The organism is Microvirga guangxiensis (genome assembly GCF_900102135.1).
Classification (GTDB): Bacteria; Pseudomonadota; Alphaproteobacteria; order Rhizobiales; family Beijerinckiaceae; genus Microvirga; species Microvirga guangxiensis.
The window spans coordinates 498,739-512,869 of sequence record NZ_FMVJ01000004.1 but is presented as its reverse complement, the minus strand read 5'-3'; the positions used below and the strand labels follow the sequence as shown (position 1 = coordinate 512,869).

Genomic DNA, 14,131 nt, shown 5'->3' with positions numbered 1-14,131 from the left:
CCCTGGGTTATTCCAAACTGAAGGGCACGTTCCCACGCGTTACTCACCCGTCTGCCACTGACCCCGAAGGGCCCGTTCGACTTGCATGTGTTAAGCCTGCCGCCAGCGTTCGTTCTGAGCCAGGATCAAACTCTCAAGTTGAAAGATTTGATCTGACTGTCACTACACTTAAATTGACAGAGTCCATCCATCTCCAGCCTTGCGGCCGAAGCGGTGTACTCACCAAAGCATAGATCAGGTCGTTGTCTTATCTAATGACCCTAAGGTCATCGCAAGGACACCGCCGCCTACGCTTCTCCTTCCTTCTTCACTTGTCAAAGAGCAACATCCGAAGATGCAGTTTCCGAAGACGACAGCGCCTCATTCCGGTTTTACCCGGCTTGAGCCGCCAGCCTGTCAGGGAAACCTCGGAGCCACCATTTCCTGGCAGCGCCGCGATGAACCTGATTTAGGATCATTCGTTTTCTTTGTCAACCCCGTTTTTCGAGAAACCCGAGAACCGGAGAAGACCCTCATCAGACAAGCCTCGTATCCCGACTTTCGTCAGGCCGCAAAGCCCTGATCTGAGGAGGTTTTTGACGCCGTCGCAATCAGCGGCGGCGTCGATGGGCGGGTTATAGGCCTAGGCTCCCGAGACTGTCAACACGCTTGTGAAAGTTTTTTGACATCGGCTGAAATGGCCACGCTCCTCACAGCTTTCGCCCTCCTTTGCCTCACTGCGGACACAGTGCCGGTCGAAGCAGCAATCCCACATGCATATCTCTTCTAAGAGAAGCATCTGGCATCTCTTCGCCGTTAAGCCTGTGCCAGGGTTCTCTCTTGTGCTAGAGCGCCCCTACGACTTATGCATAAAGCTACTCCATTACGATATTGTCCGATATGAGCCATGTTCCTCCAGATGACAGCCCACTCAAGGCTTCCCGCCGGGAAGTCTCAAGGCTGCTGTCTGGAGTCGAGCTGGGTCATGAGCCTCCGCTCAGCGCCAATGGTGCCTCAGCTCCCGAGGTCGACAAGCGCGAGATCAACCTGCGATGGCTTGGCGCGAGCGTTCTGACAGGTGTTACGGGCGCCGTCCTGATCGGCGCCTCCATTCATATCTCGATCGAAGGCGCCACCACGTCCGTCCAGGCTCCCGAGCTCGCTACCGTCACTGCCTATCCCCGGCCTGAGCAGGGCGGCGAACGCGCAACGAACGTCGCCCGCAAGAGCAACCGCCTGAACATGACGGAGCTCATGGCCTCTGCGAAGCAGAGCTTCAAGGCTCCCATGACGATCCGCAATGGCGACCGCGAGGCCATCAAGGTCCGCCAGTTCGTCAAGATCGCAACGAACCTGTCACTTTCGACAGGCACCTATGCCTCCGACATTCCGCCCTTCAATCCGATGCGCCTCTTTGCCGAGGACACCCAGGAGAAGATCGACCAGCCCCCTGAGATCGCGGATGCGGATGTCTCCGTTCTGCGCCGGGATCTGGCCGCCATGGCGATCGAGGCGAGCGCGCCGGCCCTGTCCGATGGTGACGTTCTGGCCATGCTGGAGGAGGAGCGCCGGGTCGCCGGCGAGACCGGGCGCCGCGCCGCGGCTGCGATTCCCGCCCAGCAGATGCTGTCGCGCACTCTTCGCCAGCCCGAAGGTCTCGGAGATGCCCTAGGGTATGCCCGTGTGGTGGATACGCCTTTCAGCACCATCGAAGTGCGGGTCATGCCCGAGAATGTCACGGATCTGCCAAAGATCGAGCAGAAGGCTCTTGCGCCTCTGATCGAAGAGCGGGACGTGGTGTTCAAGAAGGGCGAAACTCTGGAGACGGTCCTGCGCAGCTACGGAGCAACTCCGGAGCAGATCGCAGCCATCTCGACGGCTCTCTCGGCTCGCCTGAAGATAGCCAACATGGCGGAAGGCCAGCGCCTCCGCATCCTCATCGCACCCGGACCGCGCCTTGGCGACCCTCGGCAGATCGTCCGCGTCATCGCCTTCGGCGAGAAGGGCATCGAAGGCATTGCCGCCACCAACGACCGGGGCGCCTTCGTCTCCGTAACACCTCCTGACGACCTCTCGGATCATGCGGCCGTTGCCGACGCCCAGGAGGAAGAAGAGAACGAGGATGGCAAGGGCGGCGCCCGACTCTATGAGAGCCTTTACGAGACGGCGCTCAAGAACGACCTGCCCCCTGAGACAGTGGAAGAGCTGGTTCGCATTTTCGGCTACGACGTCGATTTCCAGCGCCGCGTGGCGCAGGGCGACAGCTTCGAAGTGTTCTTCGGCGCTGACGACGATGACGACACCCCGGAGGTTCTTTACGCCTCGCTGACCGTAGGCGGCGAGGCGCGCCGGGTCTACCGTTTCCAGGGCGAGGACGGATCCATCGACTATTTCGACGAGACCGGCCGCTCCCTGAAGAAGTTCCTGCTCCGCAAGCCGATTTCCGAAGGCATTCTGCGCTCCGGCTTCGGCTCCCGCTTCCATCCGATCCTCGGTTATACGCGGCCGCATACGGGTATCGACTGGTCGAACAGGGTCGGTACGCCGATCCTCGCCGCCGGCAACGGCGTCGTCCGCATCGCCGATTGGAAGTCGGGCTACGGACGTCATATCGAGCTTCAGCATGCCAATGGGTATGTGACGACCTATTCGCACATGTCGGGTTTTGCCAAGAACATGGCTCCCGGCGTCCGGGTGAAGCAAGGCCAGGTGATCGGCTATCTCGGCAGCACCGGTCTCTCGACCGGTCCCCACCTCCATTATGAAGTGCTGATCAACGGCAGCTTCGTCGATCCGTTGAAGATCCGCTTGCCGCAAGGTCGCGAACTCGATGGACGTAGCCTGGCCGAGTTCAAGCGTCAGCGCGAACAGGTGGATAGTCTGATGAGCCAGGCCAGCGCAACGGCAAGCCTCTCCCAGCGCGCAGAGCTTCGCTGAACACCCATGCTTGACCTCTTCATGATCGTCTTTCCGGTCTTCGGTCTGATCGGAATTGGCTATCTGGCGCGCAGAACCGGCTTTGTTTCCGAACGGATGGGAGAAGGCCTGTCTGAATTCGTCTTCAGCCTCTCCGTGCCCTGTCTCATCTTTCGCACTCTCGTGAAGGCCGAGATTCCGGCGGTGCAGCCCTGGGGCTATTGGATCTCCTATTTCGTGGGCGTGGCCGTGGTGTGGGTTCTGGCCACCACGATCGGCCGGCACTTCTTCGGGGTCAAAGGCGTTTCGAGCGTCGTCGCAGGCTTTTCGGCCGGTCAGGCTAATACGGTCTTCGTCGGAGTGCCGATGATCCTCAAGGCCTACGGGGACGAAGGCGCGGTTCCGCTGTTTCTGCTGCTCGCGGTGCATCTGCCGGTGACCATGACTCTCGCCACCGTGCTGGCCGAAGGGCGTCAGGCTTCGCCCCTCATCATCCTGCGCCGCTTGGCCACCCATCCCATTGTGGTCGGTATTTTGGCGGGCTCCGCCCTTCGCCCTGTCGCTCACGCTATCCCGGCACCGATGTGGCAGATCGTCGATCTGATCGCGAGCGCGGCGATCCCCTGTGCGCTGATCTCCATGGGCATTGCCCTGCGCCGCTACGGCATGAAGATGGGCTGGAAGCTGCCGACGGTGATTTCCGTCCTCAAGCTCGTGGTGCACCCACTCGTGGTGCTGCTCCTCGCCACTTATGTGTTCGAAATGCCGCCTGTGTGGGCTGGCGTTGCCGTGCTCTTCGCCTCGTGCCCTTCAGGCATCAACGCTTATCTGTTCGCCGAGCGGTACAACGAGGGCGTGGCCTTGGCATCGAGCGCCGTGACACTTTCGACGGCTTTGGCTTTGGGCTCCACGCTGGTGTGGCTCTATGTGCTGGGTATCAGCTGAAATCCGAGGCGCTGCCTGATCTCGGAGGCTGTCACGCCCCTTTCGCGCAGCTCATGAAGCGCCTCGGATCTCCGGCTCTTCGCGAGCTTGTCACCGCCCGGATCGAGGATCAGGTCATGGTGATGGTAGCGCGGCGTTGGAAGCCCGAGCAGCTTCTGCAGGAGCACGTGCAGATCGGTGGCCGCCTCCAGATCCCGACCGCGCACCACATGAGTGACGCCCTGCAAGGCATCGTCGAACACGACGGAAAGGTGATAGCTCGTCGGCACATCCTTGCGCACGATCACCGCGTCACCCCAGCGCCAGGGATCCGCTGTGACGATCTCCTCTTCGCCGCTGAGCAAGAAACGCATGAAGATATGCGGGCCGGGATGAAGCGTACGCGCTGACTGCATATCGATGCGCCATGCATGCGGCACGCCGCTGCTGATCCTTCTCATCGCTTCTTCGGGCGAAAGCTCTCTGCAGATTCCCGGATAAAGCGGCGCATTGTCAGGATCGCGTGGCCATTCCTGGCCGCTCTGGGCCTCGATTGCCTCGACCTTCTCGGCAATCTCCCGGCGCGAGCAGAAGCAGGGATAGGCTAGCCCCCTGCCCTGCAGCGACTGGAAAGCCGACCTATAATCGGCAAAATGCTCCGACTGCCGCCGCACAGGCTTTTCCCATTCGAGACCGAGCCATTCGAGATCCTCGACAATGGCCCTCTCGTATTCCGGGCGGCAGCGTGTGATATCGATATCCTCGATACGCAGGAGAAACCGGCCATCGAAACGGCGGGCGAGCGCATCGTTGAGCAGGGCCGAATAGGCGTGCCCGAGATGAAGCCGTCCGTTGGGGCTTGGGGCGAATCGGAATACGGGCTTCGTCACGGACGGCCTTCAGGAACAGGAACGAATGAATGCCCACCCTCCTCGAAACGGACGCGGTTCTCAAGAGGGGTCTGAAGGCCCTGGCGAAGGCCGATCCGGTCATGGCCAGATTGGCGGCGGAGGGCGTCGTCCCGCAATTGCGCAAGCGCCCGCCGGGCTTCGAGGGTCTGGCTTGGATCATCATCGGACAACAGGTCTCGACCGCTAGCGCCACGGCCATCTGGGGACGGCTGAGATCGATCCTCGAACCCGCCACCCCTGAGCGCTTCCTGAGCCTCTCGGACGATGAGCTGCGCATGGCGGGCCTTTCGGCCATGAAGGTGAGAACCATTCGCACGGCCGCCGCCGAGATCGTGGAGGGAAGGCTCCCGCTCGATAGGCTGCATGAGCTCTCCGCTGACGAAGCGCATGATCTCCTGACCAGGGTGAAGGGCATCGGCCCTTGGACGGCGGACATCTACCTGCTGTTCTGCCTCGGGCATCCTGACGCCTTTCCCGGTGGAGACCTGGCCGTGCAGGAGGCAGCCCGGATCGCATACGATTTGGAGAAGCGGCCCGACGCGAAGGCTTTGACGGCGCTCGCGGAGCGTTGGCGGCCCTGGCGGGGCGTCGCCGCCAAGGTGCTCTGGGCCTATTACCGTGTGGCGAAGGCGCGAGAGGGCAGCCCCGTTACCTAGAAGCTCAGCCCTGCTGCGCAGCCGCGAGGGAGGCCTGGGCTCCGGCCCGCAGCATGGTGAGGTCGCTGCCGATGCAGACCATGTTGAAGCCTTTGCGGGCGAGCTCCCCTGCCCGCGCGCCCGAAGGCGCGTAGATGCTGGCGATCTTGCCGGCAGCCCTGACCCGGGCGAGCACATGGTCGAGCGCCTTCTCCACCTCGGCGCTCGCCGGATCGACACCCTTGCCGCCCGACAGCGCGATGGACAGATCGGCGGGGCCGACGAAGACGCCGTCGATGCCGGGCACTTCCAGGATATCGTCGAGGATGCCGAGCGCCTCCCGGGTTTCCACCATGGCGAAGGACACCGTCAGGTCATTGGCCAGGCGCAGGTATTCCGACGGCTCCAGCCCCGAAAGGGACAGGGCCCCGTAAGCGCCCCAGCTGCGCTGGCCGATGGGCGGGAACTTCATGAAGGAGGCGAAGCGCCTCGCATCCTCGATGGTGTTGATCATGGGAGCGATCACGCCCGAGACCCCGGCATCCAGGAAACGGGAGGCCGTGGCGAACTCGCCCACGGGAATGCGGACCAGAGCCGGCTTTCCCGCCGCCGCGATCAGGGGCACGGCCTGGAGCGCGGCGGCAAAGTCGATGGAGCCATGCTGCATGTCCATCGCCACCGCGTCGAACTCCTCACGGGCCAGCAGGCCGGGAACGGTAGGGTCGGGCAACCCGCACCAGGCCGTCAGAAGGGGCGTGCCCCCTTTTAGGAGGTCGAGGAAGGATGGATTGGTCAGCATGGCGCCCTTCTGCGGTTTTCGGTGTCGTCCGGAAGACTGGATCGGTGAAAGGGAAAGGGCCGTTACCGGCCCTCCTTGATCTCCTGCACTGCGCGCTCCGTCAGCTCGAGGAGCTTGGCCTGCAGCTCGGCCTCTCCGGTCGCCTTGCCGGCGCCGTCGAGATCCTTGGTCACCTTGCGCAGGATATCCGCATCTCCCGCTTCCTCGAAGTCAGCGAGAACGACGCTCTTGGCATAGGCCTCGGCCTCCTCGCCGGTCTTTCCCAGGCGCTCGGCGACCCAGAGGCCGAACAGCTTGTTGCGACGCGCCGTGGCCTTGAAGCGCAGATCCGCATCATGGGCGAACTGCTTCTCGAAGGCGTCCCTGCGGTCATCGAATCCGGTCATTATGTCGTTCTCCTTAAGCTTGAGCCTTCATGCGATATAAGGGCGCACTCGCGCCAGCACCAGACGCTTCCCATCTTTATGGCAGCACCTTTGACCGGTTGCAGGATGCAGCCATTTCCCCCGCGTTGTGCTTGCCCTGGTGATCGGATAGGTTGCCCTGAAGCGGAGCGCCGGTCTAAAACCGCGCTCAACGCCAGCCGCGGATCTGCACCATGTCTAGCCAGGAGACCCCACGGCACTATGGATTTTCTCAAACCACGGTACATGCCTATGAATCGTCGCCGTCGCGTCTATGAGGGCAAGGCGAAGGTCCTTTATGAGGGCCCCGAACCCGGAACGCTCATCCAGCACTTCAAGGATGATGCGACCGCCTTCAATGCCAAGAAGCACGAAGTGATCGACGGCAAGGGTGTGCTCAACAACCGGATCTCGGAATACATCTTCCAGAACCTGAACGATATCGGCATCCCGACCCATTTCATCCGCCGCCTGAACATGCGCGAGCAGCTGATTCGGGAGGTGGAGATCATCCCCCTCGAGGTGGTGGTGCGCAACGTAGCGGCAGGCTCGCTGGCCAAGAGGCTTGGCCTTGAGGAAGGCACCCCTCTGCCCCGCTCGATCATCGAATTCTATTACAAGAACAACGAGCTCGGCGATCCGATCGTCTCGGAGGAGCACATCACCGCCTTCGGGTGGGCCTCGCCGCAGGAGATCGACGACATCATGGCGCTCGCCATCCGGGTCAACGACTTCCTGACCGGCCTCTTCCTCGGCGTCGGCATCCGCCTCGTGGACTTCAAGCTGGAGACCGGCCGTCTTTGGGAAGGCGAGATGATGCGGATCGTCGTGGCCGACGAGATTTCTCCCGACTCGTGCCGTCTCTGGGACATCAAGTCCAAGGACAAGCTCGACAAGGACCGCTTCCGCCAGGACATGGGCGGGCTGGTGGAGGCCTATACGGAGGTCGCCCGCCGCCTCGGGATCCTGTCCGAGAACGAGAACATCATCACCGGCGGCCCTCGGCTGGTTCAGTAAGAACCGCAGCATCTCTTGCGAAAGCCCGGCCTCAGCGCCGGGCTTTTTGTTGCGGCGGCGCGATTTGCCAGATGGCCTCCCAGGATAAGGGGCCGATAGCGTGGTTATCAAAGAGCACGCGGGAACGTCCTCGCAGCGTGTGAGGCCCGAGGGTAATGGGTCGAGGGAGGGCGCGAGGAGGCGTCCGGCTCGTGTGTCTAATGTGTGAAGAACCTGACGGCTCCTCGCGCACGGTTCTTTTAGGCGTACACCGCATCTTGCAGCGATGGGCCTCCCGGCCCGGCTTGCGAGGCCTGACCCAGGACCGCTTCCGGCTCCACAATCACGACGCCTCGCGAGCGCGCCCCTCGGTGAGCCGAGATGAACAAGGATATAGCCCAGGTTAGGAACCTTGTCAAGAACAAAAGAGGAACATAAATCCAAGCCGTCATCCCGGATGGCACAGCCGAGCCGGGATCGTTTGCAGAATGAAGCGCGTGCTTCCCTCCCCTTGTGGGGAGGGCCAGGGTGGGGGTGCCGGCGCCAACCTTGCAGAACGTGGCGCTCACACCCCCTCCTCCAACTCCTCCCCACAAGGGGGAGGAGGGTTCCCGCGCCCTTCTCCTCCAACAATCCCGGGTTCTGTTGCTCGGCCCCGGGATGACGCCCTTTCCGTCATCATTGGCTTTGCGCCGGACGACCACAGCAGCGATTGCGCTCTCGGAGACAACAGCAATCCCATCGACCTCACCCCAGATGTAACGCTAAAAGGGAGCCATGCTCCGCCTGTTCTCCCGCTCCATTCTCGTGCTCCTGACTCTCAGCCTGACAGGCTGCGACTACATCCCGCGCACCGTCGCGGGCCTCCAGGCCGATGCCTCCTGGGGGGCGCTGCCCCTGCGCAAATGGCTCGCCGAGGACAGGACCGAACCTGTCGCTCTCTCCTTCTGCGCCCCTCCCTCCTGCAGTCCGGGCCTGGCCGTCAGCGTCATCCGCTTGAAGGGGAAGGATGCGCGGATCACGGAAAGCCTCCTCAAGGATCCTGAGCGCCTTGCCCGGGCCCTGCGCTCGCCGGTCGGCCGGACGAAACCGGTCAAGACCGACATTGCCGTCGAGCGCCTGAAAGGTACGCCCTATACGGGTTTCACGATCGCTCTTGCTCCCATGGACGGCGGCAAGCCCCCGGCTTACGGCGCGGCTCTGGGGCGGCGTTCGGGCGAGGACCTGGAGGTCGTTCTCGTGATCGGCGAGGCGGCAGATGTCGTCCAGCAGACCGCCCGTCAGGTCGCTGCCCGTGAATTAGGCACCTGAGGCGTTGTTTCTTCCCTTCATTCGCTTTATGGCGTGGGGCAAATCTTGAAACCCTCGAGGCCCCCCCATGAAAGCTCGTGTCACCGTCACCCTGAAGAACGGCGTTCTCGACCCCCAAGGCAAGGCCATCGAAGGGGCCCTGAAGTCCCTCGGCGTGGACGGCATCTCCGGTGTCCGCCAGGGCAAGGTGTTCGACATCGAGCTGGAGACGGGCGACAAGGCCAAGGCCGAGGAGGCCCTGAAGGCGGCTTGCGAGAAGCTCCTCGCGAATACCGTGATTGAAAACTACCGCGTCGAGATCGCGTGAGGCCGACATGAAATCCGCTGTCATCGTCTTCCCCGGCTCCAATCGCGAAGGCGATATGGTGCGGGCTCTCAAGCTGGCGGGCTCCGACGCCCAGAAGGTCTGGCACGCCGAGACCGAGCTGCCGAAGGGCACCGACCTCGTGGTCCTGCCGGGCGGCTTCTCCTACGGCGACTATCTGCGCTGCGGCGCGATTGCGGGACGCGCGACGGTCATGGACGCGGTTCGCGCCCATGCGGCGCGCGGCGGTCTCGTGCTCGGCGTCTGCAACGGCTTCCAGATCCTCTGCGAAGCGGGCCTGCTGCCCGGCATCCTGATGCGCAACGCGAACCTGAAGTTCATCTGCCATCGCCAGTTCCTCAAAGTGGAGCGCAACGACACCGCCTTCACGAAGAACTACGCCAAGGGCCAGGCCATCGATGTCTGCGTGGCGCATGGCGAGGGCAATTACACGGCGGATGCGGAAACCCTGAAGCGCCTCGAAGGCGAAGGCCTCGTAGCCTTCCGCTATTCCGACGCGCAGGGCAACGTGACCCAGGACGCCAACCGCAACGGCTCCATGAACTCAATTGCCGGCATCTATTCCGACAAGCTCAACGTGCTCGGCATGATGCCTCATCCGGAAAACTTGGTCGAAAACCTCGTGGGCGGCACCGATGGACGCGGCCTGTTCGAGAGCCTCGTGTCGAGTTTCAGCAAGGCGGCCTGATTTTCCAACGCGGGGACGAGACGCCCCCGCAGCCCTCATCCTGAGGAGCGCAGCGTCTCGAAGGACGAGGGCGTTTCCAGTGTTCTCTGGACCCTCCTTCGAGACGCCGCTCACGCGGCTCCTCAGGATGAGGACATCCGATTGTTTGTCCCTCCCTGGAGGGTGAAAGAAGCGAGACCCTGATGATCCGCAACGACGTCGCCATCACCCCGGAGCTGGTCAAGGAGCACGGGCTGAAGCCTGACGAATACGAGCGCTTCGTGAAGCTGATCGGCCGCGAGCCGACCATCACCGAGCTCGGCATCGTCTCCGCCATGTGGAACGAGCATTGCTCGTACAAGTCCTCGCGCATCCACCTGCGCGGCCTGCCGACGAAGGCGCCGTGGGTGATCCAGGGCCCGGGCGAGAACGCGGGCGTGATCGATATCGGCGACGGGCTCGCCTGCATCTTCAAGATGGAGAGCCACAACCACCCGTCCTTCATCGAGCCCTATCAGGGCGCGGCGACGGGCGTCGGCGGCATCCTGCGCGACGTGTTCACCATGGGCGCGCGTCCGATCGCGGCGCTGAACTTCCTGCGCTTCGGCGAGCCCGATCACCCCAAGACACCGCATCTCGTGTCCGGCGTCGTCGCGGGCATCGGCGGATACGGCAATTCCTTCGGCGTTCCGACCGTCGGCGGAAGCGTCGGTTTCGACAAGCGCTACAACGGCAACATCCTCGTCAACGCGATGGCGGTTGGCCTCGCGCGCACGGATGAGATCTTCTACGCCAAGGCCACCGGCGTCGGAAATCCAATCGTCTATCTCGGCTCGAAGACCGGCCGCGACGGCATCCACGGCGCGACGATGGCGTCTGCCGAATTCGACGACGCGTCCGATGAGAAGCGCCCCACCGTGCAGGTGGGCGACCCCTTCGCCGAGAAGCTTCTGCTCGAAGCCTGCCTCGAACTCATGAAGTCCGGCGCGGTGATCGCGATTCAGGACATGGGCGCAGCCGGCCTCACCAGCTCCGCGGTGGAGATGGGCGCGAAGGGCAATCTTGGCGTCGAGCTCGATCTCGACAAGGTGCCGTGCCGCGAGGAAGGCATGACCGCCTACGAGATGATGCTGTCGGAAAGCCAGGAGCGCATGCTCATGGTGCTCAAGCCCGGCATGGAGAAAGAGGCCGAGGCCATCTTCCACAAGTGGGGCCTCGACTTCGCCGTCATCGGCAAGACCACCGACACCCTGCGCTTCGTGATCAAGCACGAGGGCGAGGTGAAGGCGGACCTTCCGATCAAGGAGCTCGGCGACGAGGCTCCTCTCTATGACCGTCCGTGGGTGGAGAGCCCGAAGCAGCCTGTCATCGCATCGGAGAGCGTGAAGGCTCCGATGTCGGAAGCCGAAGCGCTTCTCAAGCTCGTCGGCTCGCCGGACCAGTGCTCCAAGCGCTGGGTGTGGGAGCAGTACGACCACCTGATCCTCGGCAACACCGTGCAGACGCCCGGCGGCGACGCTGCCATCGTGCGCGTCGAGGACGGCCCGAAGGGTCTCGCGCTCACCACCGACGTGACGCCGCGCTATTGCGAGGCCGACCCGTTCGAGGGCGGCAAGCAGGCGGTGGCGGAAGCCTGGCGCAACATCACGGCTGTCGGCGGCCTGCCGCTCGCGATCACCGACAACCTCAACTTCGCAAGCCCCGAGCGCCCTGAATCCATGGGCCAGTTCGTCGGCTGCCTGAAGGGCATCGGCGAGGCCTGCAAGGTGCTCGACTTCCCCGTCGTGTCGGGCAACGTCTCGCTCTACAACGAGACCAACGGCCAGGGCATTCTTCCCACTCCCGCCATCGGCGGCGTGGGCCTGCTCGACGACGTGACGGTGAACGCCTCCATCGCTTTCAAGGCTGAGGGCGAGGCGATCATCCTCATCGGCGGCATGGTGGGCTGGCTCGGCCAGTCGATCTACCTGCGCGACGTCTGCGGCCGTGAGGAAGGCGCTCCGCCGCCGGTCGATCTCGCGACCGAGAAGCGCAACGGCGACTTCATCCGCCAGCTCATCCGCTCCGGCCAGGTGAAGACGGTGCACGATTGCTCCGACGGCGGCATCGCCCTCTCGCTCGCCGAGATGGCGATGGCCGGCGGCATCGGCGCCTCGATCACGGCAATGCCCGACAACATGCCTCTCCACGCCTTCCTCTTCGGCGAGGATCAGGCCCGCTATCTCATTGCCGTCGATGAGGACGCGGCCGCCGACATCCTCTACGAGGCCGGCGCCCTCGGCATCCCGGCGGTGACGCTGGGCGTCACGGGCGGCGATTCATTGATTCTGCCAGGTCAGCAGGCCATATCCGTGAAGCAGCTCAAGAGCGCTCATGAGGCATGGCTGCCCGAATACATGACTGGAAAGTCATAAGGAGTTTGATCCATGCCAATGGACGCACGCGATATCGAGAGCATGATCAAGGCCGCCCTCCCCGACGCGGTCGTGGAGATCAAGGATCTGGCGGGCGACGGCGACCACTACGCCGCCACCGTCACCTCCTCGGCCTTCAAGGGCAAATCCCGGGTCCAGCAGCACCAGATGGTCTATGCGGCGCTGCAAGGCCGCATGGGCGGCGTGCTTCACGCCCTTGCATTGACGACTGTGGCACCCGACAATTGAGATGTGAACCCAGCGCCTTGACCGCTGCGGAACAGGAGAATTCCATGGCTGACGCCAACCAGATCATCGACAACGAAGTGAAGTCCAACGACGTCGTGCTGTTCATGAAGGGCACGCCGCAATTCCCCATGTGCGGGTTCTCGGGCCAGGTGGTTCAGATCCTCAACTATCTCGGCGTGCCCTATAAGGGCGTGAACGTCCTCGAGGACGAGACCATCCGCCAGGGCATCAAGGATTATTCCAACTGGCCGACCATTCCCCAGCTCTACGTGAAGGGCGAGTTCGTCGGCGGCTGCGACATCACCCGCGAGATGTTCCAAGCCGGCGAGCTGCAGCAGCTCTTCGCCGACAAGGGTATCCAGGTCCAGCAGAGCGCCTGATCGCGTTCCACACGGATTGCATCGAAGCGGGGTTCAGGCCCCGCTTTTTTGTTGGGCGGAACGGCCACGCTCCACCCGAACGGGGAGCGTCTTATGTCGCATTCCTCAAACGGCTCAGTTTCCGGCAGAATAGGCTCTCGTTCTTTCCAAAGCCGTCGCGAAAAACAACAGAATGCGGCGGCTCCTGTCGGGGGCAAGATCCATGTTCGAACCGGAGACGAATGTTGTCGCGTTCAAGCCGCGCGCGGGGGTGAAGCATCACCCCAAGACGATCCTTGAGCGGGTTTACGCCGCGGGCTCCCTGGCTGTGGGAGCGGACGACGTTTCCACCAAGACCGCCTGCCTGATCCTGCAGGCTTTCGGATTTCTCGTGATCGAGGAAGTCCTGGCGGACGGCACGCCGCGCCTGCTTCAGAAAGGCGAGGCCCGTAAGGCCATGGACCGCCCCTGGCGCCTCTCGAAGCCAGCCTTTTCCGGCGAGCTTGGCCTGCCCGACGGCGAAGGCAGCTTCCGGTCTTAAGTCCGGCCGAGCGCCGTGCGCACGAAGGTCATCGCGTCGGGCGAGGCCCATTCGGCAGGGCCTTTCAGGAGCGCGATCTCGCAGCCCGACGCATCCACCATGAAGGTCGTCGGCAGGCCGACCACGTGGCCGGATTTCTGCAGCACCTGGAGCAGCTTGCCCGACGGGTCCGCGTAATAGGCGAGCTTCCCGATGCCGTTCTCCTGGAGCCAGGCCTTCGGCTTGTCGGTGTTGCGGGTGTCCACGTTGATGGCGACCACCTGGAAGTCGGAACCGCCGAACTCCGCCTCGAGCTTGTCGAGGGCCGGCATCTCCTCGCGGCAGGGCACGCACCAGGTCGCCCAAAGATTCACGAGGATCGTCTTGCCCTTGAAGTCGGCAAGGCTCATCGGCTGCCCCTCGGAGCCCGCAAAGGAGATGACCGGGGCAGGCTTCGGAGACTTGCTTACCCCGAGCGCGGCAAGCTCGCCCTTCGCCAGCGGATCGAGCCGCTCGGTGACGGCCGTCGAGGCGCGGCACTCCCCGGCCGCGGCAACCTGGGAGCCGCTGTGAGACCAGCCGTACCAGGCGGCGCCCGCGCCGACGAGGGCCAGCGCAGCCAGGCCGATGACCCAGGAGCGGTTGCGTGCTTTCGGGATTTCAGGTGCGTTCGACATGAGCCCGATGTGGCCCTTTTTCGGCCAAGCCTCAAGCCCTGGCGG

At 63.3% G+C, this 14,131-nt stretch carries 15 protein-coding genes and 1 rRNA gene; 11 read left to right on the top strand and 5 right to left on the bottom strand.

All coding sequences use genetic code 11. The features are described 5' to 3' along the window. A 16S ribosomal RNA gene (locus BLP10_RS08910) occupies positions 1-141 on the bottom strand; the annotation flags it as partial. A 738-nt stretch (positions 142-879) separates the two neighbouring features. Between BLP10_RS08910 and BLP10_RS08905 the strand changes: the two genes are divergently transcribed. Both BLP10_RS08905 and BLP10_RS08900 read left to right on the top strand, forming a co-directional pair. Next, positions 880-2,916: a M23 family metallopeptidase gene (locus tag BLP10_RS08905; protein WP_091133453.1), complete on the top strand. Its 2,037-nt coding sequence runs from the start codon at positions 880-882 to the stop codon at positions 2,914-2,916. 6 nt (positions 2,917-2,922) lie between these two features. Then, positions 2,923-3,840 carry an AEC family transporter gene (locus BLP10_RS08900; protein ID WP_091133451.1) on the top strand — a complete coding sequence of 306 codons (918 nt, stop codon included), beginning with the start codon at positions 2,923-2,925 and terminating at the stop codon, positions 3,838-3,840. On the opposite strand, the gene gluQRS is transcribed toward BLP10_RS08900, so the two are convergent. After that, positions 3,819-4,709 carry a tRNA glutamyl-Q(34) synthetase GluQRS gene (gene gluQRS, locus BLP10_RS08895; protein WP_091133449.1) on the bottom strand — a complete coding sequence of 297 codons (891 nt, stop codon included), beginning with the start codon at positions 4,707-4,709 and terminating at the stop codon, positions 3,819-3,821. The two genes, BLP10_RS08900 and gluQRS, sit on opposite strands and share 22 nt — an antisense overlap. Positions 4,710-4,738: 29 nt before the next feature. Here gluQRS and BLP10_RS08890 point away from each other — a divergent pair, with 29 nt between their 5' ends. Then, entirely contained in the window at positions 4,739-5,386 is a 648-nt protein-coding gene (locus BLP10_RS08890; protein WP_091133447.1) for a DNA-3-methyladenine glycosylase family protein, read from the top strand. A gap of 4 nt (positions 5,387-5,390) precedes the next feature. Here the strand turns inward: BLP10_RS08890 and BLP10_RS08885 are convergent, their stop codons facing one another. Both BLP10_RS08885 and BLP10_RS08880 read right to left on the bottom strand, forming a co-directional pair. Further along, positions 5,391-6,164 carry an HpcH/HpaI aldolase family protein gene (locus BLP10_RS08885; RefSeq protein WP_091133445.1) on the bottom strand — a complete coding sequence of 258 codons (774 nt, stop codon included), beginning with the start codon at positions 6,162-6,164 and terminating at the stop codon, positions 5,391-5,393. A 62-nt stretch (positions 6,165-6,226) separates the two neighbouring features. Beyond that, positions 6,227-6,553 carry a DUF1476 domain-containing protein gene (locus BLP10_RS08880; RefSeq protein WP_175493845.1) on the bottom strand — a complete coding sequence of 109 codons (327 nt, stop codon included), beginning with the start codon at positions 6,551-6,553 and terminating at the stop codon, positions 6,227-6,229. A gap of 237 nt (positions 6,554-6,790) precedes the next feature. Here BLP10_RS08880 and purC point away from each other — a divergent pair, with 237 nt between their 5' ends. From purC to BLP10_RS08835, 8 genes are all read left to right on the top strand, one after another. After that, positions 6,791-7,585, top strand: coding sequence for a phosphoribosylaminoimidazolesuccinocarboxamide synthase (purC, locus tag BLP10_RS08875; RefSeq protein ID WP_091133442.1), 795 nt, complete (start codon positions 6,791-6,793; stop codon positions 7,583-7,585). A gap of 756 nt (positions 7,586-8,341) precedes the next feature. After that, positions 8,342-8,875, top strand: coding sequence for a hypothetical protein (locus BLP10_RS08865; protein ID WP_091133438.1), 534 nt, complete (start codon positions 8,342-8,344; stop codon positions 8,873-8,875). Positions 8,876-8,942: 67 nt separating this feature from the next. Then, positions 8,943-9,182, top strand: coding sequence for a phosphoribosylformylglycinamidine synthase subunit PurS (gene purS, locus BLP10_RS08860; protein WP_091133436.1), 240 nt, complete (start codon positions 8,943-8,945; stop codon positions 9,180-9,182). Between the two features lie 7 nt (positions 9,183-9,189). Next, entirely contained in the window at positions 9,190-9,888 is a 699-nt protein-coding gene (gene purQ, locus BLP10_RS08855; protein ID WP_091133434.1) for a phosphoribosylformylglycinamidine synthase subunit PurQ, read from the top strand. A gap of 182 nt (positions 9,889-10,070) precedes the next feature. Continuing rightward, positions 10,071-12,281 carry a phosphoribosylformylglycinamidine synthase subunit PurL gene (gene purL, locus BLP10_RS08850; RefSeq protein WP_091133432.1) on the top strand — a complete coding sequence of 737 codons (2,211 nt, stop codon included), beginning with the start codon at positions 10,071-10,073 and terminating at the stop codon, positions 12,279-12,281. A 12-nt stretch (positions 12,282-12,293) separates the two neighbouring features. Further along, positions 12,294-12,530, top strand: coding sequence for a BolA family protein (locus BLP10_RS08845; protein ID WP_091133430.1), 237 nt, complete (start codon positions 12,294-12,296; stop codon positions 12,528-12,530). 44 nt (positions 12,531-12,574) lie between these two features. Beyond that, complete coding sequence (gene grxD / locus BLP10_RS08840) at positions 12,575-12,910, top strand: Grx4 family monothiol glutaredoxin (protein ID WP_009763309.1); 336 nt, start codon at positions 12,575-12,577, stop codon at positions 12,908-12,910. 202 nt (positions 12,911-13,112) lie between these two features. Then, positions 13,113-13,430 carry a hypothetical protein gene (locus BLP10_RS08835; RefSeq protein WP_091133428.1) on the top strand — a complete coding sequence of 106 codons (318 nt, stop codon included), beginning with the start codon at positions 13,113-13,115 and terminating at the stop codon, positions 13,428-13,430. On the opposite strand, the gene tlpA is transcribed toward BLP10_RS08835, so the two are convergent. Continuing rightward, positions 13,427-14,086: a thiol:disulfide interchange protein TlpA gene (gene tlpA, locus BLP10_RS08830; protein ID WP_091133426.1), complete on the bottom strand. Its 660-nt coding sequence runs from the start codon at positions 14,084-14,086 to the stop codon at positions 13,427-13,429. The genes BLP10_RS08835 and tlpA overlap by 4 nt on opposite strands. Positions 14,087-14,131 lie beyond the last annotated feature (45 nt).

Bases quoted from the DNA above. Each gene is read 5' to 3' on its own strand.
- purL (WP_091133432.1), top strand. From the start codon at position 10,071: ATGATCCGCAACGACGTCGCCATCACCCCGGAGCTGGTCAAGGAGCAC.
- BLP10_RS08885 (WP_091133445.1), bottom strand. From the start codon at position 6,164: ATGCTGACCAATCCATCCTTCCTCGACCTCCTAAAAGGGGGCACGCCC.
- BLP10_RS08905 (WP_091133453.1), top strand. From the start codon at position 880: ATGAGCCATGTTCCTCCAGATGACAGCCCACTCAAGGCTTCCCGCCGG.
- purC (WP_091133442.1), top strand. From the start codon at position 6,791: ATGGATTTTCTCAAACCACGGTACATGCCTATGAATCGTCGCCGTCGC.
- purQ (WP_091133434.1), top strand. From the start codon at position 9,190: ATGAAATCCGCTGTCATCGTCTTCCCCGGCTCCAATCGCGAAGGCGAT.
- BLP10_RS08900 (WP_091133451.1), top strand. From the start codon at position 2,923: ATGCTTGACCTCTTCATGATCGTCTTTCCGGTCTTCGGTCTGATCGGA.
- grxD (WP_009763309.1), top strand. From the start codon at position 12,575: ATGGCTGACGCCAACCAGATCATCGACAACGAAGTGAAGTCCAACGAC.
- BLP10_RS08890 (WP_091133447.1), top strand. From the start codon at position 4,739: ATGCCCACCCTCCTCGAAACGGACGCGGTTCTCAAGAGGGGTCTGAAG.
- BLP10_RS08835 (WP_091133428.1), top strand. From the start codon at position 13,113: ATGTTCGAACCGGAGACGAATGTTGTCGCGTTCAAGCCGCGCGCGGGG.
- purS (WP_091133436.1), top strand. From the start codon at position 8,943: ATGAAAGCTCGTGTCACCGTCACCCTGAAGAACGGCGTTCTCGACCCC.
- BLP10_RS08845 (WP_091133430.1), top strand. From the start codon at position 12,294: ATGCCAATGGACGCACGCGATATCGAGAGCATGATCAAGGCCGCCCTC.
- BLP10_RS08865 (WP_091133438.1), top strand. From the start codon at position 8,342: ATGCTCCGCCTGTTCTCCCGCTCCATTCTCGTGCTCCTGACTCTCAGC.
- tlpA (WP_091133426.1), bottom strand. From the start codon at position 14,086: ATGTCGAACGCACCTGAAATCCCGAAAGCACGCAACCGCTCCTGGGTC.